This is a genomic window from Streptococcus sp. HMSC064H09, from assembly GCF_001812625.1.
GTDB lineage: Bacteria > Bacillota > Bacilli > Lactobacillales > Streptococcaceae > Streptococcus.
The window spans coordinates 120,623-144,314 of record NZ_KV809556.1 but is presented as its reverse complement, the minus strand read 5'-3'; the positions used below and the strand labels follow the sequence as shown (position 1 = coordinate 144,314).

The window sequence follows — 23,692 nt, the reverse complement described above, 5'->3', positions numbered from 1 at the left end:
AAATGAATGTCAAACCCTCTTCTCATACGAAGGACTCTTAAATCGGGTTGGGCACGATACCCAAGGCAATGAATCAGTTTGTATAGTAGCTCTCTTATCAAAATATAAAAAGAAATAATAAGGTTAGATAACAAGCTAATAAATACCAAAACTACAAAAGAGACTACATCTCTATCCGTCGTCAAAAAAATGATCACCACTGTAAAACACATACCACAGACAAAGAGACTACTCCCGTTAAGCATGCAAAAGAGCAGACTCAGAAACCGAGGGACAAATCTACTTTGTTTAGGTGGCTTAAGCGACCGTTGCATTATGAACTCCTTCTTCATGATTCCAATCAAAACATGGTAATTTTTGATTAACTTGGTGAGCCCTTCGCATAAGCATCACTTTAGTCTTTATTTCTTTAGAAAAATAGGGTAAAAATACTCCTCTGAGATAACTTTTAAGTTAAAATAACGGACAAAGTGACTTTTCAGATGTATGAGCCATCTTACAGAAAAAATCAAAACACCACATAAGAGCAAGAAGATTATATAGCCAACTTTTCCTAAGGTGAAGCTATAACCGATTAGAATAACTAAGATGATTAAGAGATAGAGTCTACCAAGAGTCGCTAGGAAATAAAGAAATTGATGTCTAAGAGAGCGCTTATCATATAGTATTTTGTAGGCATTTGTCGTTTTTTCAAAAAATACTATATATGACATTCTACCTCGGTAATCCTCTTCTCCAAAGGGGCGGGCATGGTAACCACAGAAATGAAAAAGTTTAAATATGATACCATTCCCCATCCTATAAAATGTCACAACCAAAAGTACAACAGCAATAACTTTTGGAATATTCACCTCTTGCCCGACCTGACCAACACCAAATAGATGCTCCAACCATACAAATGTAACATAAGACAAGACTATCAAACATATCTTCAAAAAGATAAACAATTGTGTCGCCCCGACACTAATCTCACCTTCTAGAGGATTAAAAGATGCCCCTCTTCTATTTTTATTTGTCAGAATGTACCAACTCCTCCTTCATGATTTCAATCAAAGCGTCTCTATCCTTAATCCATTGAGCTCTCTCATCCTTGTAGTAAGTGCGATTACTTAGGAAAATCGCCGCACGTTGAGCTGGGATGTTAATCAGAACAAAGGTACCTGTATAACCAGTATGAAGAATCCAATCCCCTTGGAGGTCCCAAGCGACACTACGTTCCTTATTGGATTGGCTGATATTCTGCGTCAGATTTTTAGCAAAATCATCCCTCAAATAATGGTCAACAAAGATTTCTAAGTCCTTTAGGGTTGAAAAGATGCCTGCTGAACCTGTATGCTCTTTGAGCACTCGAGCCTTGGGATCGTGAACAGTTCCTCCCGGAATTCCCTCAACAGTTGGAACAGCAACCTCAACTGGCCCAAACCGTGTTTCAGACATACCAAACGGTTGAAAAATCTCGCTGTCAAAGTGCCTGTCCAGTCTTTGTCCAGAGACTTTCTCAAGCATCAAGCCTAGGAGAATAAAATTAATATCGGTATACAAGAAAGGTTTATCAGACTTAACTTTGATGGCATTAATAGCAGAAATCAAGCCAGCTTGGTCTAACTCATCACGGTTTGGAATAAAAGGATCAATGCCGCTACTGTGAGAAAGAAGCTGACGAAGGGTTAGCGTCTTATCCACTACTGCAGGATAGTAGGTCGATAGTTTCTCGTCCAAGTCCAATTTTCCCGCCTGCAAGTAGAAAAGACAGAGGGTCCCTACTCCTACCACCTTGGAAACACTAGCTAGATCATAGGTCAGTCCTGGAACTACCGGAATATTTCCATCCTGAGTTCCTAGATAATGCTCCTGCCAATCTTGTCCGTCATAAAGTGCAAGGCTGGCACCCGGGAAGATGTCAGCCTTGATGTAGTCTGTAATTGTTGACAATGTTTGTTTAAAATTAGTCATTATTTTGTTAGCCAAACCTCAATATTACTCATATCAGTCAGTGCGAGTAGGCTTTCTTTAGTATCTAGATAACTTGAGAACTGTTCCTTTTCAAGTTTCTCATGCAAGGCAACCAAGTCGTAGTCTTCAGCTACCTTAAATTCTAGAATTTCCAAATCCCAAGTCTGGTCTGGACTCACTTGGAGGTCAGGACCTTCTGCTTTCTCAAAGTGGATAGACAAAGGCAATTCTTCGCCAAAAAGATTGTCGTAAAAGAAAGCTGCTTGAGCTGTATCAACAACGTTCAAGGTCAAAGACTCGACCGTAAAGTCTGACACTCCTTTGAAATCTTCTTTTTCTTCAACATCTGCGTATTCAACTGTCTTGAGAGTAGACAAGTCATCTTCGGCATGCATCAAAATAAGACCATTCTCAGGTGAGATTGTTTCAAAAGCATACCCTTTTTCCCCTTGGAAAATAGCCTTGGCTTGGTGATCATCACGCGCCAAAAGGTACTCAATCTCAAGTGGATCTGAAACCTTGATAACCACTTTATTAATTTTCTTAGGGCCTTCAACCGCACGGCAACGGTAAGCTGGTGACTCCTCAATCACAAAAAGTGAGTTACGGTCTGTCCAATCTGTGAAGACCGCAAGGGCATTTTCCTCAGTCAAAAGCTTAAATCCTAATGTATTTTGGTAAAAATCAATATTTTCTTGTCTGTTATTCACACGAAAGATTGGTGTGTGAAACTTAAAATTCCCTGATTGCGTCATGACAACCTCCATTCTTTTCTATTTTATCCGAAAAGAGCCTGTGTGACAAGGATTTTCCTAAGAAAAAACAGGATTGTAATTTTTTCACATTCTTTCACATAAATTATGAAAATCATTATATTATATTTACCTTAGGACTAGCTATTTCCTCATTTTAGAGTATAATAGAGACTATGAAAACTCTTGTCAATAATCTGGCATTTAGACATGCCTATCAGGGATTTTTTTTACTGCTGATGATAGCTATCCCAAACCTGGCTTTAGGTATGACAACGTCATATAACAATCAGACTGGGTTGACCTTCACTAGCCTTGAAAGCTGGGGAGTTATCGCTGTCAATCTCATTATTTTTTACATTACCTATCTTTGGGCTAAAAATGAAGGTTTGCTTACTCGCTTTAAACTAGACCGAAAGGATACTAAAGCTATTATCTGGGGCTTTGTGCTTATTTTTCTGATGGGAGTTATTGGGAGCAATCTTATGCTACTGACTCACACCAACTACCATGCAGAACTTCAAAGAACTCTTACGACAACGCCTATCCTACCAGTAGCCATTGGCATGATGACCACAGCCTTCTTACAAGAGCTACTCTTTCGCAAGTGGATTTTCTCTTGGCTGGCTCCTTATTCGACAGTTGCTGTTTTAGTGAGTACCGGTCTCTTTTGCCTATTCCATATGCCTACCAACCTTGCCCACTTCCTCCTTTATATTGGAATGGGCTTGGCTCTCTCTATGATTTACCAAAAAAGAGAAAATCTATCAGCGGCTATCTCACTTCATGTCCTATGGAATCTTTTCACCTTAGGTGCTACAATCCTGGTCATAACTACTCCTATGTAACTGAGAAAACTTTCTCAGTTTTTTTGCTACTTTTAAAATTTTTAGCGTAAAAAAAATCTGAAGCTTGAACTTCAGATTTTTTGTATTGATTAAAGGTAGAGGGCTTTGAACAAGTATACAGCCAAAATTCCTGCAAGGATTGGAGCTACAACTGGAACCCAAGCATACCACCATTTAGAATCACCTTTGTGCTCACCAAGAACTGATGTTGGCAAGATGTGGTGAAGAAGACGTGGCATCAAGTCACGGGCTGGGTTAAGGGCTGGTCCTGTAGGTCCACCAAATGAAAGAACCAAGGCACAAACCAAGAAACCAACACCGATGTGAGCTACAGCAAGAGATCCATTCGCCATTTGGCCTGTTACAGCTTCTTTATCATACCCATATTGGACTGCTTGTGAGACCAATTTGTGACCAAAGTAGTTGTTAGTCAAGGCAAGGGCACCAAAGAAGAGAAGGAATGAACCTGCAAACTCATTGGCAAAACCGTTAGCCCATGCACGATTACGATTTTCTGGAGTATCATCATGATCGTCAACTGCTGAGATCGTTGAGAAGGTACCAAGAATATTGTTAGGGTTCTCAGTTTGTACATAGTAAGGTTGGTGAACCCAAACCACGATAGCTTGACCTACAAAGGCACCAAGAAGTTGTGCAATAAGGTATCCAGGAACACCTACCCATGAGAACAAGCCAGATGCAGCAAGTCCAAGTGTGAAGGCAGGGTTGATGTGGTTACCAGAAACATCACCAAACATAAGGGCTGGCATCATAACACCAAAACCATAACCAAAGGCGATTACAATCCAACCAGATTTGTTACCTTTTGTTCCCTTAAGCTCAACGTTGGCAACAGCACCATTACCAAGTGCTACAAGAAAAGCAGTCGCGATAAACTCAGTGAGGTATTTCAAAACCCATTCACTGGTGAACGCTTCTTTTAGAAAATCATTCATTTGTCTCTTTATTTCCTTTCGATTTTACAATAATTTAGACATCTATCATTTTATCAAGTATAATGTCTGATGTAAAGATATTTCTGAAATGTTTACGTATTATTTTTGAGGTTTTTGAATATGAAATTTAATCAGTTTAGTTACATCCCAGTTAGTCCTGAAATAGCTTGTCAGGAACTTCGTTCTTTAGGATTTGAAGTCTCTCTAGATGCTAGTGCCAAAGCCAATTTTGAGGCCTTTGTTCGCAAGTCCTTCCTCTTCTTTGAAGACACCGACTTAGCTTTGAAAAATTGGATTGCTGATACAGAGACTGACCTCCTAACCTTCTTCCAATCAGACCGTTCTTTGACTGCTGATGTCTTTGGTTTGGTGGCTCTTCAAATGCTAGGATTTGTCCCTAATGTAGACTTTACAGATAGTGTTGCTTTCCTAGAGGAAATGGCTTTCCCAATTACTTTTGATGGTAGCCTTAATAACCTCCATCAATTGCTAGCAACACGCACACAGTCTGGCAATACCTTAATTGATCAGTTAGTAGCTCAGGATTTGATTCCTGTAAGTAATAACTACGTCTTCTTTAACGGTAAGAGCTTGGCAACATTTGACACTAATCAGCTTCACCGTGAGGTGGTTTATGTTGAAACACCTGTAGATACCGATAAAGATGGGCAGTTAGACTTGGTCAAGGTGACTATCTTACGTCCTAATGTGGACTTCCCAGTTCCAGCCATGATGACCGCAAGTCCTTATCAACAAGGGACTAATGAGCCTGCTTCAGATAAGCTTACCCACAAGATGGAAGGTGATTTGCTCGTCAAACCAGCAGGTGAAATCTCCCTTAACCAACCAGAAATTAAGACACCAGAGGCAGACCTTACGCCTATCAATCCTGTCACGAAGGCTCAGGAGCGTTTTGCTCACACAGATACCTACACGCTTAACGATTACATGTTGGCTCGTGGTGTGGCTTCTATCTATGTGTCGGGTGTCGGTACCTTCAATTCTGAAGGCTTCATGACCTCTGGAGACTATCAGCAAGTTCTGGCCTATAAAGCTGTCATCGACTGGCTCAATGGTCGTGCACGCGCCTTTACTAGCCGTAGTAGACAGCATACCATCATTGCAGATTGGGCATCTGGTAAGGTGACTACTACCGGACTTTCATATTTGGGTACCATGTCCAACGCCCTTGCAACAACTGGTGTCGACGGTTTGGAGATGGTTATCGCTGAAGCGGGTATTTCTTCTTGGTACGACTACTATCGTGAAAATGGACTCCTCGTCAGTCCTGGAGGATACCCTGGTGAAGATCTCGACACCTTGACCGAATTCACCTATTCTCGTGCCCTATTAGCTGGAGAATACCTACGCCACCAAAAAGACTACCAAGCCTACCTCAAAGAGCTAAGCACAGCCATTGATCGTAAGCATGGTGATTATAGCCAGTTCTGGCATGACCGTAACTATGTGCAGTTCGCAGATCGTGTTAAAGCTACTGTTGTCTTTACACATGGTAGCCAAGATTGGAATGTCAAACCGATTAACGTCTATCAAATGTTCAATGCTCTTCCAGACTCTCTTGAAAAACACCTCTTCTTCCACAATGGTGCCCACGTTTACATGAATGCCTGGCAGTCTATTGACTTCCGGGAAAGTATTAATGCCTTGATTTGTCAGAAACTCCTTGGTTTGGAGAATGGCTACACACTGCCTACTGTTATCTGGCAAAACAACCAGTCTGAACAGACCTGGGAAGTCCTCGATAACTTTGGACACGACAATGGTAAAAACATTCAGCTTGGTGAGGCTGAAGCTAGCATCACTAACCATTACGAAGAGGAAAGCTTCACCAAATACGGTAAAGCATACCAAAGCTTCAAGGATGACCTCTTTGCAGACAAAGCCAACGCCATTACCTTGGACTTTGAACTTGACCAAGATGTCCAAATCAATGGTCGTGTCCACCTAGAGCTCAAGGTTAAGTCTAACACAAACCGTGGTCTCATTTCGGCCCAATTTCTAGAAATGGGTGACAAGAAGTATCTCGCACCTATTCCCGCACTCAAACGCATGAATCTAGATAACGGCCGTCTCTTCAAGGAAGAAGCCTTACGTGAATTACCATTCAAGCAGGCAAAATATCGTGTCATTACCAAAGGACACCTTAACCTGCAAAATCGCAAGAACCTCCTTAGCATTGAGAATGTCAGTCCAAATGAATGGATGACTATCGGCCTGGACTTGCAACCAACCATCTACAAACTCAACAAGGGCGACAAACTCCGACTTGTTCTCTATACCACAGACTTTGAACACACTATTCGTGACAATAGTGACTACGAATTAACCGTGGACCTAAGCCAAAGTCAGATGACATTGCCTTATTAGTATTTATCGCAAAAAATCCCATAGGATGAGAACTCCCATGGGATTTTTTTATTGTGTGAAAATAAACAAGATTTAATCTTCAATTTTTACGATTCATTTTAATGTTATTTAAACAAATGATGTAGCCAAGACAGTGGAACAAGACAAATTCTCAATGGACAACTCAACCTTAAAACCAAGAAATCCTCCCTAATGACATCAATAGCCATAACGAATCGCTAGCAATTTTCGTAACTCTGCCATTCGCTCCTCGATAAAGGGAGACAAGGTTAGCTGGTCTTTTCTGACCACTTCAGATATTTCCAGTGACATCCTGCTTAAGATATAGGGAGTGGCTGAACAAGAGTCTGCAAGTTCCGTTCGGTAGGAGTGCAGGACCTGCTTCAAATCAGCATAATCTGGCTTATCTCCAATAGTTTCAATTACTTCATCGATGATAGCTACTGCTTGTTCTCGCCTCTCTTTGCCTCCTGCAAACCATTTAAGTCCTGTCATTATGAAAACCTCCTTATTTCTTTCAACTAATTTTTCAATCACATCTTTAGTATAGCAACCTGATAGTCATATAAAAGCCAGTGTCCCAAAAAGTGGCTATAGGTCCTAAATGGTAGCCAAATCCAGATTGGATGCTGACTAGATAGAGCATTTAAATCTATATTCCCAATGACTACTCCTAGGATTGCTGATACGACACGTAACGAACGTAACACAGCAGAACTAATTTTTTGTAATATCACCATGGTAATTCCTTTTCTACTTGAGTCATTTACATAAACTACTAGGGCGTTATCTAAAGAATGATTGGCTATTATTCTGAATCTAGCATGGCTAAAGACACGAATCTGTCACTTTCCATGCTGCTTAAAACAAATACATCACTTATCGTTTCTAAAAATCAGCTGACTAAGATCATCAGAGAGCGATAAAGAAACATAGAGTGACAAGGTGTAAAATAAAAATGTCCTTTCTTGATGCCAGAAAAATGTTATCACACATTGAATACAGACAGCCAAGATAGCTTGCACGATAAATTTTATGTATTTTCTAGAAAAAACAGATTGTTCCAATAGTAATCCTCCTTTCATGACATTTTTGAAAACCCAGACACTGTAAGTTTTGTCTATACGATAGAAGAACTTCTTTCAGGCCATAGAAATCCTACTCTAATTTTCACATTTTTTATTAATCACTTTCTTATTATAACACTTTTTCGCAAATATCTTCTAGATTACTTACAGAATAATCAAGCAGATTTGTTTAGTGTTTAAAATATTTTTTGGCTTGAAGGTAAGCTAGAAAATCACAGAGAATTAATAAAAGCATTAATAGGGCTAACACTATGCGGTCTATCGTATAACTGACTATTAATAGTGTGTAAAACTCTACACAAAGCACCATAAATGATATTCCAAGAAAGACTGTGAAGGACTGCTTTAGTGTTAATAGATGCTCTGAATCTGGACGTTTCTTAAGCATACGGTAGAGCAGTCCATTTACTAAAATGACTACAAAAGCTAACACTCCGACTGTTAACCAAGTCACTGGCGAGGTCTTGCTTTTGTAGAGAGAAATACTGATACTTATAAGGAAAACTGCCAATATAGCAGTGACGACCCTAGAAAATCGCAATACTCTCGAACTTATATTCTTCATCTTCATGATAAAACACTTATGCTATGAATGAATAACCTCAGTCAGTCTTGTAAACCTAATAAGCTATTACATTTAACTCTATTCCTTTCTGTATTTTATTCTACTGTTGTAAGATTTCAAGTAAGTCCTTAGCGATTACATTCTACTGGAGATGTAATGCAATAGCGTCATTAGTACCGATACTTTAAATAGGCGAATATACATATCTTTGTTTTTTCTATTACAAAGATATGCAATCAAATATAATACAATCTCCGCTATCATTAGCAAGAATAATTTTACTTCGGGAACATCAGAAATAAGCATTTGCAAGCACCTCACGCTCAAAGGGGCAAAAGGTTACTTTTTAAACTGTGCCCATTTTTTAAAAAGCAGACTATAAAGAAGCAAGGTTAGCCCCAACAAGTTAATGGTATGGTGGACTGCATCCAAACTTCTAAATAGATTAGCGAGGCCCATTCCGATGAGAATGGTAGCCAGTAAATACGGTTTTGAGTTTTTAAACATACTTTTCTCCTTAAAGTGTTTTTAGCTTTCTGTGCAAAGCTATGAGTTTTATTATAGATTGGAAGCCGATAAAAAAGTAGTGACATAAATGTCACCACTTGTCTGACCTTATATCCTTGATAATCGTACACATAAGAAAGAGAAATAGACATAGCCCAATAAGATTTAGGCATTGAAGTCCAAAACTCAGTTTTTCTTCCAAGTTATGTAAGGCAACAAGGACGAAGCCCATAGACATCATTAGAGACACTAGGCGTTTTTTAGTCATGAGTATGGATACCTTTTATCTTTTGAAATATTTTTTAACTTGAAAATAAGTAAGAATATCAAATAAAATCAATAAAAGCATTAAAATAAATAATACAATGCGATCCGTAAAGTCCGTTAGTGTTAGTAGTTTGAAAAACTCGACACACAAGACAAACAATGAAACACTAAGGAAAATACCAAATGATTGTTTTAGCGTCAAATAGCTTTTTGTTACTGATTGTTTTTTTGATAACCGGTAAAAAATAATGTTGATCACTCCTACGAATATAGTAAGCAAGCCTAATCCAAACAGAATCCATACCGGAGTCACTTTTTCATAAAGGTAAAAACCTAAATTAATGAGAAGAACAACTATTGCAGCACTTCCTAGTCTTAATAACTGTAATGCTACTGCATTATTATTTTGTAGTTTCATAATTAGTAAATTTTTAATTAATGTGGGAAAGCATAACCAAGACCAGCTCCGACAACTCCACACCCTACAATAGCATAAGGTGCAAGCGTAAAGAGTGGAGCACCTGATGCGGCACAGAAATAAATTCCCTCAGCAGCACCACTAGCGCTACTAGATAAACGGTCCCAATTGACTTTTCCACCTTCAACATTTGCAAGTGCCTCGAGATCGAGTGTTTCAAAAGTGTTAATTGTTTGTGTTGTCATTCTAACAACCTCCTAAAATATTATTTTTTAGCTTTTTCTCTCAAGCTATGGTTTTATTATAGGTTGCAAGCTAACAAAAAAGTAGTGACATAAATGTCACCACTCGGTTTTGATTTTTAAGAAATCTTTTCGAATATAGAATCTATGCTCTAAACTAGCTTACTCTCCTTCCATTGCACCTGCTTGTAGGCTGTACATCTTGTGGTAGGTGCCGCCGAGGGCTAGGAGCTCCTCATGGCTACCGTGTTCGATGATGCGGCCCTTGTCTAAGACATAGATGCAGTTGGCATCTTGGATTGTCGATAGGCGGTGGGCAATGGCAATAGTTGTGCGTCCTTGACGCATTTTTGCTAGAGAATTTTGGACAATAGCCTCTGTCTCTGAATCAATATTGGCTGTCGCTTCATCCAGAATCAAAATCTTAGGCTGGCTAGCAACGGTCCTAGCAAAGGCTAGAAGCTGTCGTTGACCGGTTGAAAAACTTGATCCTCGTTCAGAAACTGGAGTATCGTAGCCTTCTGGAAGTTTGTCGATAAAGTGATTGGCATCCACAAACTCAGCGGCCGCTTTAATCTCTTCATCAGTTAAATCCTGATACATGGCAATATTGGATTTGACTGTACCATGATAGAGAAAGGGTTCCTGAAGGACAAGACCAATGTTCTTACGCAGCTCTGCCTGACTATAATCGCGAATATCCACACCGTCAAGAAGAACTCGACCTGATTGAAACTCATAAAAACGCATAAACACGTTGATAATAGAGGATTTTCCGGAACCTGTAGAACCGACGAAGGCGATGGTTTCTCCTTTATTGACAGAGAAGGATATATTATCCAAAATCTGGTGCTTGCCATCATAGGAGAAGGAGACATTTTCAAAGCGAATATTCCCCTCGGTAACCTTAGCATCTGTGTCTCTCTGCTCAGGCTCATAGGTGCGCTCGTCAATCAAGGCAAAGACCCGACCGGCTGAGACCATAGAAGTTTGCAAGGTTGAGAAGTTTTGCGTCACTTCAATCAAGGGATCAAAGAGACGGTTAATGTACTGGATAAAGGCATACATGGTCCCCGCTGTGATACCCAGATAGATGCCACGATAGCCAAAATAAGCCATGAGAACAGCATAGCCTAGGAGCTTCAGTAAGCTCATGGCTGGGCGTAGAAAGAGAGAATCCAGTGACATGGAACGGCTAGCATAAATCAGGTGTTCCTCATTAATAGCATCAAACTCTTTTTTGAGGCGTTTCTCTTGGTTAAAGGCCTGAATAATGCGAATCCCTTCGATACTCTCTGACAGTTTGGCATTTATATCTGAAAGCAAGGCTCTGGTCTTTTCAATGATAACCACTGATTTTTTGCGGTAAAGGTTAACCAAAAGGACAATCAGGGGAAGAAAGAGCACAATAAGCCCGGTTAGACGAATGTCCAACATCATCATGGTGTAAAGGGTAGTAACAAAGATAAAGATAGCCGAAATAAAGCTAGATAGAATCCCTGAGAACATCTCACTAATAGTCTCTGTATCATTGGTCAAGCGAGAAACGATAGAGCCCGCTGGAGTCTTGTCAAAGTAAGACATACCCAGTTTCTCCATATTGACAAAGGCATCTCGGCGAATATCCCTGACAATACTGTAGGACACACGCGCAAAGAAGAGATTTCCCAAATACTGGACTAGCGTCTGCAAGAGATAAAGACCATAGTAACCAATCAGAATTAAGCTTGCTGCCTGATTCATATCATGAAGATAGTGGTCGATAAAATAAGAGGTCACAAGGGGAATAATACTCTTGATAACCGTTGTGGACAAGAGGAAGGCTAAAGCTAGAAAGGTCAAGAATTTGTAAGGCTTGAGATAGGTCAAGAGACGCTTAAACACAGACCATTGGTTTTGATTAGGCATCATCTTCTTCTCCTCCTTCCATTTCTAACTGTTGAGACTCATAGGTCTTGGCATACCAACCACCCTGAGCTAGCAAATCCTCATGTCGGCCACGTTCAATGATACGACCATCCTGCATGACCAGGATGAGATCAGCGTGCACCACCGCACTCAAACGATGGGCGGTAATGATAGTCGTCTTGTCCTTACGGGTATGTTTGAGATTGTCAATAATAGCATATTCTGTCTTGGCGTCCACTGCCGATAGAGAGTCGTCCAAAATCAAAATGTCTGGATCCAAAATCATGGCCCGACTCATGGCCAGACGTTGTTTTTGACCGCCTGATAGGCTGACACCCTTTTCACCAATGATCGTTTCAAAGCCTTCAGGCATATCCTTGATGTCATCATAAACTTGAGCTAACTTAGTTGCTTCTTCTACCTTGTCAAAGGAGAGATCAGGATTACCAAAGCGGACATTGTCTAAAATGGAACTAGCAAAGAGAAACTGGTCTTGAGGAACATAACCCATCAAGCTACGCAAGTCTGATAGACGATAGTCTCGGATGTCATGACCATTCAAATAGATGGCTCCTTGATTGACATCGTGCTCCCGCAAGAGCAACTTGACAAGGGCGGTCTTTCCTGAACCAGTCTGCCCAACCAAGCCAAGAGTTTGCCCCTTGCCCAAGGTGAATTGAATATCTCTCAAAGTATCCTCATCCTCAAAAGCAAAGCGGTCAATCGCATATTCTAAGCGACCATTTTCAATACTTGGGAGAGGGTGCGCAGGATCTTGAATATCTGATTCCTGCTCCAGAAGAGTTTCAATACGTTGGTAGGACACATTTCCCCTCTGTGTGATATTAAAGAGGAAGCCAATAGCCATTAGAGGCCAAACCAGCATGTCCAAATAGGTAATGAAGGTTACCAAATTTCCGACCGTTATCTGACCAGCCTGAATCATAAAGGCCCCGACAAGAAGGGTCAAAACATAGGATGAGCCAACAAAGAGTAGGACCAAAGGATCAAAAAGGCTGTCATACTTCATGGTATGCATATTCTTTTTAAAGGTCATCTTATTGGTCTCTTGGAAGGACTGAAGCTCAGCCTCCTGATAGCCAAAAGACTTGGTTACCTTGATTCCTGATACCGACTCTTGAACCTTATTATTAAGTTCTGAAAAGGCTGCCTGGGACTCTCCAAAAGCTTTATGGGTCTTGCGGCCCAAACGACTGGTCGCAAAAGCCATGAAGGGTAGAGGTAAGACAGCCACCAGTGTCATCTGCCAGGAAATGCTGAAGAACATGGTGATTAAGGTTACCAAGGCTGTGATAGACGCATCTACGGCTGACATGACACCCCCACCAGCCAAGCGGGTTAAGGAGTTGATATCATTAGTTGCATGAGCCATGAGGTCCCCTGTTCGGTACTTTTGATAAAAAGAAGGCGACATCTTGGTAAAATGCTCAAAAAGGCGTGACCTCATAATCTGACCCAAGCGATAAGAGGTCGCTAAGATATACATGCGCCAAACATAGCGCAAATAGTACATCCCCAAAGCTGCCAAAAGCAAATAAACGAGATTCAAAAGCAAGATCTGATTGGTCAATTTTCCCGATGTGATAGCATCAATGACCCGCCCCATAACCATAGGAGGAATCAGATTGAGAACCGAAACCAGACTCAGTGCCAAAATCCCAACAATATACCGGCGTTTTTCTAACTTGAAAAACCACCAAAGTTTTGCAATGATTGATTCTTTAAAAGACAAGTTACTCCTCCTATCCTTACAAATGGTTAATAATAGACCTCGTATAAGTCTCGTATGATAAGGTTACTTCCAATAGCGATAGATTGTGCCATCTTCTAACTGAAAGTGACCAATATAAGATAACTTCCCAAAATCAGTAGACTCTGGCAATTGATAAGCAAAGGAATCAAAATTATAGACCTTGTGCCCATCATCCATAGAGTAGCTATCCTTATCATGGATAACGGATTCATCTTTCTTAGGGTTCCAAATGCGTCTGATTTCATCAGATGTCTTATACTCTCTGACAAAATTGTACAATTCAAAGTTAGTTGCCTCACTGAGATAGCGACCATCGGTATTGTAGTTAGCAAGTTGAGGCTCTTTCTTAGCTTCAGAGTAATTCCAAACCTGGCCTCTTTCTCGCATGATATCGGCATCACGGCCACTTTGATAAGCATCTGCCTTAACCATCGTCATTGTTACTCCTAACGTTAATACGGTGACTACTGTCATCATTAAGTGTTTCATTGTTTCTCCAAACGTGTTTATTCATTTTTCCCTCTTTTGAATGTGTTGTATTTGTATTATAGAAAATAAGTGAAACCTGAGACGCGTAAGCTCCCAGGTTTTTTACTCTTTAGAATGCGTTTGAATCAGTTTTACAAGAAGGCGGTAGACAACTAGTGCCACCAAACCTCCCAAAGTGTTGGTCCATAAATCATCTAACTCAAAGACACGATTAGCATCAATGAGAAGATCTAGAATGACTTGTCCAACCTCAATCGTCAAAGACATGACAAAGGTCGCTAAAAGGACCTTTTTCCAAGACCTGAATCTGGGGTACAAGGCTAAAAGCCCTAAAATCAGCGGACTCAGCAAGAAAATGTTGGTCACATTTTGCCCAAGCACAAAGACAATCTCTTTAAGACTATCCAGCTGATAAAAGTTGGTCAAACTATTGAATGGGGTTAATAGGACCACTACACGACCAAAATGTTGAATACCAGGGGTTTCAACACCTTCAACTAGCCCGTACTGGGGTGTCCAACATAGGAGCACTAAACAAAGGAGATAAGCACAGACCAAAACTAGGCTTAGCTTTCTTCCTTTTGGTGTTAGTTCTCCATCCTTATCTACCCAAGTCTTAAGCCGAAACATCTTACTTACCTTCTGATTTACCAGAAGCTTCTGCCACTGCTTTTTGACGGTCGCGTTTCATAGTGTTTGAACGCAATTGTCCACAAGCAGCATCGATATCTGTACCGTGCTCTTGACGAACCACACAGTTAACCCCATTTTTCTTAAGCACATCGTAGAAGGCCGCCACACGTTCCTTGGTTGAACGACTATATTGGTCGTGCTCTGATACTGGGTTATATGGAATCAAGTTTATGTATGACAACTTACGGATTTTCTTAGTCAAATCAGCCAACTCTTGAGCGTTTTCAGGGTGGTCATTGACCTCATTAAGCATGATGTACTCAAAAGTTACACGACGGTTGGTTGTCTGGATGTAATACTCGATCGCTTCAAAGAGTTTTTCAAGTGGGAATGAGCGGTTAATACGCATGATGCTTGAACGAAGGTCATTGTTAGGCGCGTGAAGTGATACGGCAAGGTTAACTTGAACACCTTCGTTAGCAAATTCCTTAATTTTTGGTGCCAAACCAGATGTTGACACTGTAATGTGACGAGCTCCAATAGCAAGACCATTGTCATTGTTAATAGTACGCAAGAAACGAAGCACATTGTCATAGTTATCAAATGGCTCACCGATACCCATAACAACCACGTGGCTGACACGTTCACCATCGCCACGGTCATCAAAATATTTTTGTACCAACATGATTTGTGCCACAATCTCACCAGCAGTCAAGTCACGTTGTTTCTTAATCAAACCACTGGCACAGAAAGTACAACCGATGTTACATCCAACCTGAGTTGTCACACAGACAGACAAACCGTAGTGTTGACGCATCAAAACAGTCTCAATCAACATACCGTCAGGCAATTCAAAAAGATACTTAACTGTACCATCTTTAGATTCTTGAACGATACGTTGTTTCAATGGATTTACGCAGAAATTCTCATTCAACTTGGCAATGAAATCTTTAGAAATGTTGGTCATTTCTTCGAAAGACTGCACACGCTTCTTGTAGAGCCAATCCCAAATTTGAGTCGCACGGAATTTCTTTTCACCGTGTTCCATAGCCCAGTCGATCAACTCATCACGAGTAAGACCATAAATAGAAGGTTTGTAGCCTTCCATATCCTCTAACTTCTGACGTTTACGGCGTTCTGGTTTTGCTTGTGTTGTTACTTCTGACATAGTTTAATTTCCTTTTTTTCTGATTGTAAAATGCTGACCATCTGACTTGGTCTGGCTTTGTTTCTTCGATGGGGTGTTTTGACCTTTAGATTTTGGAGCTTGCTTCTGACTCTTCTTGAAGTTAGACTTACGCTCACGGCCACCGTCCTCGGATCTAGATTTAAACTTAGGACGACGCTTGATTTTCTCAAAGTTTGGGCCCTCTTGATCCCTATCTCTTCGTTTGGACTTGTCTGGCTTTTGCTTAGCAGAAGCTTTTTGCCCCTTATTCTTTTGAGAAGCATTGTGCTCTCTATCTCTAGATTCCTGAGAAGAATGACGACGATTATTAGAACGACGGCGCTTGCGACGAGGCTCAGTCTCCTCTTCAAAGACGATTAACTGTGGCTCTTCATTTTTCAAAATAAAGTAGGCACAACCAAAGGCACAGTATTCACGTAAATACTCTGACAATCGGCTAATGCGGTCTGTCTTACGCGTATTAGGGCGCTCGTCCTCGTAAAATCCCTTAAGGCGAAGCTGGTCATTAGACCAGTCCCCAACAATATAATCATACTTGAGCATGATTTCAGAAAAACGTTGCCCAAAGCGGGTAGCGTCTAAAGCATCCTTGTGATTTTCAAGAACCGTAAACTGACAGGCATCTGATTTCAGAAGGTCAGCCACATACACAAAGTCTGGCCCTGGATATTTATTATAATTAAACATTTCTGGCAAGATTTCTTTACGCATGTGCCATCCTTTCTGCTCTCTCTTATTTTCTACCCTGATGCTGTAATAATGTCTCTATATCTTATCCCAATTGGCACCATTTTTTCCTAAATACTTGGCCACAAGTTCCCTTAACAAATCCGGAAAAAGAAGAGTGACCTCCTTTTCCTTGATTGTAGGGAAGTAAGAAGCAAAGTAGTACTGATCCACAAGGACCAAACTAAACTTCTCATTGGAATCTACAACCCTTCCATTATACAACAAATTACCGTTTTTGTAAGCAAAATTCCCCGTGATTACTTCACCAAATACCTTGCCTCTAAAGCCCATACCTTTAATAGCTTGGTTTTTAAGGAGTTCAGCCTTGGTAAAAACTTCCTGACAGATTTCTTTGAGTTCTTGTCCTGTCACGACTAGACGTGCCATCCGCATCTGATGAGGAAGGGCTTCTTGAAGGTCTGCCATGGTCACTTGTTGACCCAGCGTTTTCATGATAAGACCTGTATTTAAAAGCGTTAACTGGCTATCTGTCTCCTGACAAACAGCTTGTAAAACCAATTGACAGGTCTCATCAAAATCTAGTTCTCGACCTAGATTAGCTACTTTTTTCTGAGCTAAACGACGATGGCCTTCCTCACGCATGGCCTTGATAAAGGTTTCGTCCTCCTTGTCTAAATCCAAGATATAGGACTTGGTGGGGATAGCCTCAATCTGACACTCTATCAATTGTCCATTTTTCACAGTAAGATCAATACAGCCAAGATAATAACCATATCTGTCAGCAGCTGCCAAATAAGTCTCATTAATCAACTTGCCCTCTTCAAACAGGTGGTGGGTATGGCTCCCGATGACAAGGTTTACTTGCGGATAAGTCTCTGCAATCTGCTCATCATAACGTACACCCAGATGGCTAAGAACGACGACTATGTCTGCATCCTTTACCTCAGGGTGAGCCAAATCCTCTTCCAACTGCGTGAGTGGATTCAAAACCTCCCAACCGTTGGGTGCATAGGTGATGTAATATGGGAAGGTATAGGCCAAGAAAGCAATGTTTGTACCTGCTTTAGTTTTATGGATAAGATAGGGCTTGGCCCATTCAGGCTGTCTTCCCTTATCCTTGAGATTTCCTATGATAGGTTGAAAATCAGCTTGCTCATAAAGACAGTCTAGCTCATCCTTAGCCAGACCAATTCCCTCGTTATTTCCAATAGTCGCATAGTCTATCCCCAGCTCATTCATCAGGGCTACATTAAAACGCCCAGCGGTCGCATCAGATAGAGGATGGGACTTATCCACATTATCCCCAAGATCTACCTTAATCAACTCTCTGTCCGTCTGACTCAAATCATCCACAGCTCGCTTGAGTTGTGGATACTGTTCAAAATGAGAGTGTAAATCATTAATATGAAGAATTCGAATCGTGTCTTTCATGACTCCTATTGTAGCACTTTTGCTATAAAAAAACTTGACAATCATTTTGCCAAGTTTATATACGTGAGACGATGCTTCTTGCTATCTAATTTTTTATAACTGAAAGGCTTATGATTAATGATGAATTTTAGTATAGAGAAGGACCACGAAACCTGCAACTCCTAAAACATCTATCATTGTAATTAACCAATGATGAGGGACACACAACTGATAGCAACCTGCTAGAATGAAACACACACAAATGAGAATGCTCGGATCATTTTGTTTCTTCAAATTTCTAACTAAACTCCGCAAAATGTAGCCATTCCAAGGCCGGCTCCTGACCATGCCCCAAATGCTCCACCTGAAACAGTCCCAACAATTGGAAATGCAACAGTTCCAACTGATGTTCCAGTCAAAAATCCAAGTCCAGCAGATCCAGCGGTCCCAGCTACACAACCAATCACATCCCCACCTGCAATAATAGAAAGATCTTCGGAATTAAGTGAGTTAAAATTGTTAATGATTTTTGTTGTCATGAAAACAACCTCCTCAAAATAATCAAATCATAGCTCTTTATTTCAAGCTTTGATTTGATTATAAGTCAGAAGCCAATAAAAAAGTAGTGACATTAATGTCACCACTTGATTTTGAGAGTTGATTCAACTAGTAACCTCAAACTTACAAATTATTTTACTTTAAACGGAAAGCTTCTTAAAAATGGCTGTGATAAAACTATTTAAAATCTGTCATTGTTTCAGTTCTTAAGACATACTTAATTATTTTTTTCAGCATATACTGAGACTTTCCAAAAAGTTTGATAATAATCAAAAAAGCCGAAACACTTTGGTTTCAACCTCTTGAATTTTTTAAATTAAAATTTGCTTTCACTTAGAAGCCAATGTTTAGAAACTTTGCTTCTTAGCTTTACGTTCAGCACGTCCCTTCGCACGGTTAGCTGCACGACGCTCACGTTTGCGTTTCTCGTCAACCTTCCACTGAATTTTCTTCTTATAGCCAGGCTTGATTTTTTTCTTTTTCTTCTTAACCAAACCAATCATTTCCGTATCAAGTTTTTGATAGGCTTTTTCACGATTGGCACGACGGTCGCGGTCATAGGTATCTTGGAACTCACCATCTTTAAAGACCTTAGGCTCAAAGGTAATCCCCATCTTTTCAAGCTCACGAATATCAGAATCGTCACTTGGTTGATAGAGGGTGATGGCTGTTCCTGACAAACCATTACGTCCTGTACGTCCTACACGGTGAACAAAGAAGGACAAGTCTTGAGGGATGGCATCATTGATAACATGGCTAACACCTTCGATGTCAATCCCACGCGCTGCAAGGTCAGTCGCTACTATATACTCAAACTCAAGCTTCTTAACTTGATTCATGATACGCTTACGCTCACGTGGTGGAATACCTCCATGAATTTTGGCAACCTTAAGACCATTTGACACTAGGTAACTGTGCAAATCATCAGCACGTTCCTTGGTATTAACGAAAATCATTGCTAGATACGGCTGCATCCCCTTAAGCATCTCAAGAATCTGCTCATTCTTGTTGCGACCCTTGGTGGATACCAACCAGTTATCAATGGTATCCGCAATAACTGTTGAAGTTTTGATTTGTTCCATGACTGGATTGGTCAAATACTTCTTCAAGAATGGTTGTAATTTTTGAGGAATGGTTGCTGAGAAGACCAAAATTTGAACTTCCTTAGGCAGACTTGCTGCAATCTTGTCTACAGTATCCAAGAATCCCATATCCATGGTCATATCAGCTTCGTCAACAACAAAGGTATGGGCCTTGTGGATAGCCAAGTCTCCAGATTTAACTAGGTCATAAATACGCCCTGGTGTCCCGATAACAATATGAGGTTGGGCTACCTTGAGTTTCTCAATCTGACGTTGCTTGTCTGTACCACCCACATAATTGACTACACGAATTTCAGTCTCAGAGTGTTTGGCAATTTGTTTTGTCGCTTGGTAAATTTGTGTCGCCAATTCACGTGATGGTGCTGTAATAACAACCTGAACATCACCACTCTTTGGATTTAGTTTCTCAAAAATTGGCAAGAGGAAGGTATGTGTCTTCCCTGAACCCGTCTTTGATTCACCAACCAAATCACGACCTGAACGGACTACAGGAATCAATTTCTGTTGAACAGGTGTTGGCTCTTTAAACTTAATCTCGTCAAGAGCCTCCTGAATAAATGTTTTAAAATTAAAATCTTTAAATGACATGCTTAGTTACTTCTTTTCTATCTAGTCTATCCCTATCATTATAACAGAAAAAGAGCATTTCTGCTCTTTTCATTTATTTCATAACGTTTCCAAGAACCATCCAAAGGGTAATGGCACTTGCAAGTGCTCCAACTGTCCAAAGGAAAGCATCAACCTTCCACTCTGACCATTTGTCACCCTTACCTGAAAGACCACCCAACTCGAGGTGATGGTGGAATGGTGTCATACGGAAAATACGACGACCTTCACCATACTTACGCTTAGTGTATTTGAAATAGCTGACCTGTAGCATGACAGAAGCTGTCTCAAAGACATAAACCACACCAATCAAGAGTAGGGTCCACTCTACACGTAGGGCAATAGAGATAACCGCAAGCATAGCTCCAAGTGACAAGGAACCGACATCTCCCATAAAGACCTTGGCTGGCTTGTGGTTAAAGACGAAGAAGCCAAGAAGTGCCCCAATCATAGTGATAATGATAGTCAAGATAGCGAACTCACCCTTGACAAAAGCGATAATTCCATAGGCAATCAAGCTGATAACCACAGAGATAGAAGCTAAACCATCAATACCGTCTGTCAAGTTCACAGCATTTGAGAAACCGACAATCCAGAATAGGACAAAGAGAACATAAAAGACACCGAGATGAATGGTTAATCCACCAATAGCTAGGCTATCTGTCCCACTAGGGAGTACGTGGATAAAGTAGAAAAGCAAACCCGCAATAATCTGCAAGGCCATCTTTTGCCAAGGTTTAAGTCCCTCATTGATTTGACGGAAAATCTTAAGGAAATCATCAAGGAAGCCGATGATTCCATAAATCAAAATTACAAAGAGAATCCCTACTGTAGCACCATAGGCTTGGTGGCCCTCGCTAAAGACGTGGAAGTTAAAAATCAAGCTAACCAAGATGGCAACCACTAGGAAGACTGTCCCTCCCATAGTTGGTGTTCCAGCCTTAGCCAAATGCTGCTTCACATCTTCATGCATTTGTTGGCCACCGATTTTCTTGATTTTGTAGTAAGTAATAAAGTGAGGCATGGCGAGCACCGTCAACACAAAGGCGGCCACACCTGCTATCAGACTCATAGTCATCTTAGTCTCCTAAAGTAATGGTAATCTTCTTGGTTTTAGACAGGGCTTTTCCTGCCGCAACACTTTGTTTGGTAACAGTCCCTGACTTGCCACCCTTATAAGTAACTTTAATGCCTTTCCATTTGGCAAAGGTTTCAACGTTCTTCTTGGTCCAACCATACATGTCTGGAAGTTCTGTGAAATCATTGGTCATGATAAGAATCTGTTCATTAGCCTTGATATTGGCTTTGGCATCTACAGAAACCTTCTCAATCTTATCACCAACACCCAGAACAATCGGATGAATCAAGTTTTGACGAAGGGTGTTAGCTGTCTCGCCCGGACTCTTACCGATAATATCGCCGGTTTGATAGCTCGTTTCATCGGTCTTTCCACCACCTTCAGAAACAGAGGTATCAAGCGTATCACCCATGGACATAGCTTCTTCTAGGACAGGGTTAACCACCGTCGCATAAAAATTATTATCCCAGGTCTTAGGTTCCTGAACTGTTACATACATAACATATTGTGGATCATCAGAAGGAACCATAGCTACAACTGAGTTGAGCGTTTCGTTGGTCCCAACTTTATAGGTTCCTGTTTTTTCATCGGCCACTTGGGCTGTTCCTGACTTAACCGCAACATCATAGTTACCAACCTTAATGATTGGCGAACCTTCAGACTTGTTGTACAGGGTACCAAACTCTGGGTCTGTACCAACAGAAATCATATAATTACGGGTCTCAGAAGCAGCCTGCTTGGAAACTGGCTTACCAATAACTTCTTTCTTAGCCGTACGAACAGTGCCTTGGTTAACATCTGCAACTTGTTTGATAAATTGAGGTTCCAACATAACACCATTGTTAGAGATAGCTGAAAAAGCACGAAGCATCTGAACCTGAGTCACTGAAATCCCTTGTCCAAAGGATGATTGCGCAATATTCACAGAGTTTCTTGAGACAACCCCTGAAGATTCACCTACCATCCCAAAACGGGTTGGAAGTCCAAACTTATAGAGTGATAGGTAGTTTGACCAAACCTTGTCTCCCATCTCTTGTTCCAACATGGTCATCAAAACGTTACTTGAATAAGAGAAGCCTTGAGCAAATGACATGGTTCGGCCTGACGAGATACCTTCATTAATAGACCAGTCATTGATTTCAACATCATCAACCTTGATACCGTTGGCATTGCTATAGGTCGCATTAGGATTGAAACTTCCGTTATTGATAGCCGATGACAAGAGCATGACCTTCATGGTTGACCCTGGTTCATATTGGGCCTCATAAAGTCGGTTAACCCAGTCATAACTTTTCTTGGCTTGTCCTTCGAGGGTATCAGAGTTATAGGTAGGACGTTGTGTCGTCGCAAGAATTTCACCTGTTTTTGCATTGACAACTGTCGCTGAAGCATTGACACCTTGCGTCTGCTCCATAAAGGTATCCATCTGCGTTTCTAAGAAGGTTTGGAGAGGCGCTGACAAGGTTGTATAGATGTTCTTACCATCGATAGCTTCCTTGGTAATGGTTTCCGTACCTAGAAGCGTATTACCGTTTTTATCCTTTTCATAGATGGCCTCTCCATCTGTTCCAGTCAAGAGGCTATTGAGCGAGCGCTCCAAACCAGTTTGACCAATTAAAGAATATGAGCCGTCTTTTTTATTTTCAACAGCTTCGGCACGACCAAGAAACTCTGACGCGAAGGTTCCATTAGGGTACATTCGTGACGTTGTTGCTTCAAAGGCCATCCCCTTAATTCCCGCATCTTTAAAGGCTTTTTCTAGTTCTTCTTTAACAGAGTAGGTAATTCCCTTCCCCTTTAGCCCAAAGGAAACCTGGTAGGCACCCTTAGTACGCAATTGGGCCAAGGAATCACTCTTTTCAATTCCTAGCTTATCCTTTAAAATATCAGCAACCTTGTCAAACTGACTATCTTGGACATAGAGTTTTTCTTGAGTCGCTGATACATAACTGGTCGACACGATAGCGTAAATGGCATAACTGGTTGAATCCTCAGCCAAAACATTTCCATTTCGGTCGTAAATCGTCCCACGCTTGGCAGCCACCGTGGTCTTAGTGTTATAAGATTTAGCAGCCTGGGTCGACAAATCGACACCAAACTTACTATCTGTCCCGATAATCACCACAAAGTTGATAATAAAGACGAAAAAGATAAAGATGCTGAGAACCATAAGGTTCTGACCAACGTGCTGTCGATTCTGGGCTGGCTTTCGCCTATCCCTAACGACATAGTTTAGAAATAAATGTTTAAGTTTTCTTAATCTGTTCATT

General features: G+C 40.8%; 21 protein-coding genes. 2 read left to right on the top strand and 19 right to left on the bottom strand.

The window, feature by feature from the left end:
* Positions 1–401 precede the first annotated feature (401 nt).
* The 3 genes from HMPREF2867_RS02050 to HMPREF2867_RS02040 form a co-directional block, all read right to left on the bottom strand.
* On the bottom strand, positions 402–923 hold the full coding sequence (locus tag HMPREF2867_RS02050; protein WP_052124410.1) for a hypothetical protein: 522 nt from the start codon (positions 921–923) through the stop codon (positions 402–404).
* A gap of 85 nt (positions 924–1,008) precedes the next feature.
* Positions 1,009–1,953 (bottom strand): serine hydrolase domain-containing protein, encoded by a 945-nt coding sequence (locus HMPREF2867_RS02045; protein ID WP_070575420.1) that lies wholly within the window; start codon positions 1,951–1,953, stop codon positions 1,009–1,011.
* Positions 1,953–2,708: a CppA family protein gene (locus tag HMPREF2867_RS02040; RefSeq protein ID WP_022495893.1), complete on the bottom strand. Its 756-nt coding sequence runs from the start codon at positions 2,706–2,708 to the stop codon at positions 1,953–1,955. The genes HMPREF2867_RS02045 and HMPREF2867_RS02040 overlap by 1 nt, the downstream gene beginning before the upstream one ends.
* Before the next feature lie 266 nt (positions 2,709–2,974).
* Between HMPREF2867_RS02040 and HMPREF2867_RS10845 the strand changes: the two genes are divergently transcribed.
* Positions 2,975–3,553 (top strand): CPBP family intramembrane glutamic endopeptidase, encoded by a 579-nt coding sequence (locus HMPREF2867_RS10845; protein WP_238670475.1) that lies wholly within the window; start codon positions 2,975–2,977, stop codon positions 3,551–3,553.
* 89 nt (positions 3,554–3,642) lie between these two features.
* Here HMPREF2867_RS10845 and gla read toward each other — a convergent pair whose 3' ends face one another.
* A complete protein-coding gene (gla, locus tag HMPREF2867_RS02030; protein ID WP_037602504.1) occupies positions 3,643–4,509 on the bottom strand; it encodes an aquaglyceroporin Gla in 867 nt (288 codons plus the stop codon).
* Positions 4,510–4,629: 120 nt separating this feature from the next.
* Here gla and HMPREF2867_RS02025 point away from each other — a divergent pair, with 120 nt between their 5' ends.
* Positions 4,630–6,897 (top strand): Xaa-Pro dipeptidyl-peptidase, encoded by a 2,268-nt coding sequence (locus tag HMPREF2867_RS02025; RefSeq protein ID WP_070575417.1) that lies wholly within the window; start codon positions 4,630–4,632, stop codon positions 6,895–6,897.
* 198 nt (positions 6,898–7,095) lie between these two features.
* On the opposite strand, the gene HMPREF2867_RS02020 is transcribed toward HMPREF2867_RS02025, so the two are convergent.
* From HMPREF2867_RS02020 to pbp2X, 15 genes are all read right to left on the bottom strand, one after another.
* The gene (locus tag HMPREF2867_RS02020; RefSeq protein WP_070575414.1) at positions 7,096–7,392 is read right to left on the bottom strand and encodes a bacteriocin immunity protein; all 297 of its coding nucleotides are present in this window, start codon (positions 7,390–7,392) and stop codon (positions 7,096–7,098) included.
* 1,497 nt (positions 7,393–8,889) lie between these two features.
* On the bottom strand, positions 8,890–9,057 hold the full coding sequence (locus HMPREF2867_RS11295; protein ID WP_002884432.1) for a hypothetical protein: 168 nt from the start codon (positions 9,055–9,057) through the stop codon (positions 8,890–8,892).
* 283 nt (positions 9,058–9,340) lie between these two features.
* A complete protein-coding gene (locus tag HMPREF2867_RS02005; protein ID WP_070575405.1) occupies positions 9,341–9,742 on the bottom strand; it encodes a hypothetical protein in 402 nt (133 codons plus the stop codon).
* 17 nt (positions 9,743–9,759) lie between these two features.
* Positions 9,760–9,987, bottom strand: coding sequence for a Blp family class II bacteriocin (locus HMPREF2867_RS02000; protein WP_070575402.1), 228 nt, complete (start codon positions 9,985–9,987; stop codon positions 9,760–9,762).
* A gap of 159 nt (positions 9,988–10,146) precedes the next feature.
* Positions 10,147–11,895, bottom strand: a complete 1,749-nt coding sequence (locus tag HMPREF2867_RS01995) for an ABC transporter ATP-binding protein (protein WP_141750977.1) — start codon at positions 11,893–11,895, stop codon at positions 10,147–10,149.
* A complete protein-coding gene (locus tag HMPREF2867_RS01990; protein WP_070575398.1) occupies positions 11,885–13,645 on the bottom strand; it encodes an ABC transporter ATP-binding protein in 1,761 nt (586 codons plus the stop codon). Before HMPREF2867_RS01990 ends, HMPREF2867_RS01995 begins: the two co-directional genes overlap by 11 nt.
* 63 nt (positions 13,646–13,708) lie before the next feature.
* Positions 13,709–14,104 carry a hypothetical protein gene (locus HMPREF2867_RS01985; protein WP_051677071.1) on the bottom strand — a complete coding sequence of 132 codons (396 nt, stop codon included), beginning with the start codon at positions 14,102–14,104 and terminating at the stop codon, positions 13,709–13,711.
* A 153-nt stretch (positions 14,105–14,257) separates the two neighbouring features.
* Complete coding sequence (locus HMPREF2867_RS01980) at positions 14,258–14,785, bottom strand: VanZ family protein (RefSeq protein WP_037602520.1); 528 nt, start codon at positions 14,783–14,785, stop codon at positions 14,258–14,260.
* A 1-nt stretch (position 14,786) separates the two neighbouring features.
* Positions 14,787–15,896 (bottom strand): dual-specificity RNA methyltransferase RlmN, encoded by a 1,110-nt coding sequence (gene rlmN / locus HMPREF2867_RS01975; protein ID WP_096832658.1) that lies wholly within the window; start codon positions 15,894–15,896, stop codon positions 14,787–14,789.
* 63 nt (positions 15,897–15,959) lie between these two features.
* A complete protein-coding gene (locus HMPREF2867_RS01970; protein ID WP_002891743.1) occupies positions 15,960–16,688 on the bottom strand; it encodes a YutD family protein in 729 nt (242 codons plus the stop codon).
* Positions 16,689–16,742: 54 nt separating this feature from the next.
* Entirely contained in the window at positions 16,743–18,098 is a 1,356-nt protein-coding gene (locus tag HMPREF2867_RS01965) for a bifunctional metallophosphatase/5'-nucleotidase (protein ID WP_037602523.1), read from the bottom strand.
* A 281-nt stretch (positions 18,099–18,379) separates the two neighbouring features.
* The gene (locus HMPREF2867_RS01960; protein WP_037602526.1) at positions 18,380–18,616 is read right to left on the bottom strand and encodes a Blp family class II bacteriocin; all 237 of its coding nucleotides are present in this window, start codon (positions 18,614–18,616) and stop codon (positions 18,380–18,382) included.
* Between the two features lie 366 nt (positions 18,617–18,982).
* Positions 18,983–20,326: a DEAD/DEAH box helicase gene (locus HMPREF2867_RS01955; RefSeq protein WP_037602529.1), complete on the bottom strand. Its 1,344-nt coding sequence runs from the start codon at positions 20,324–20,326 to the stop codon at positions 18,983–18,985.
* 73 nt (positions 20,327–20,399) lie between these two features.
* Positions 20,400–21,422, bottom strand: a complete 1,023-nt coding sequence (mraY, locus tag HMPREF2867_RS01950) for a phospho-N-acetylmuramoyl-pentapeptide-transferase (protein WP_002891748.1) — start codon at positions 21,420–21,422, stop codon at positions 20,400–20,402.
* A gap of 1 nt (position 21,423) precedes the next feature.
* A complete protein-coding gene (gene pbp2X, locus HMPREF2867_RS01945) occupies positions 21,424–23,691 on the bottom strand; it encodes a penicillin-binding protein PBP2X (RefSeq protein ID WP_037602531.1) in 2,268 nt (755 codons plus the stop codon).
* Between the last annotated feature and the right edge of the window lies 1 nt (position 23,692).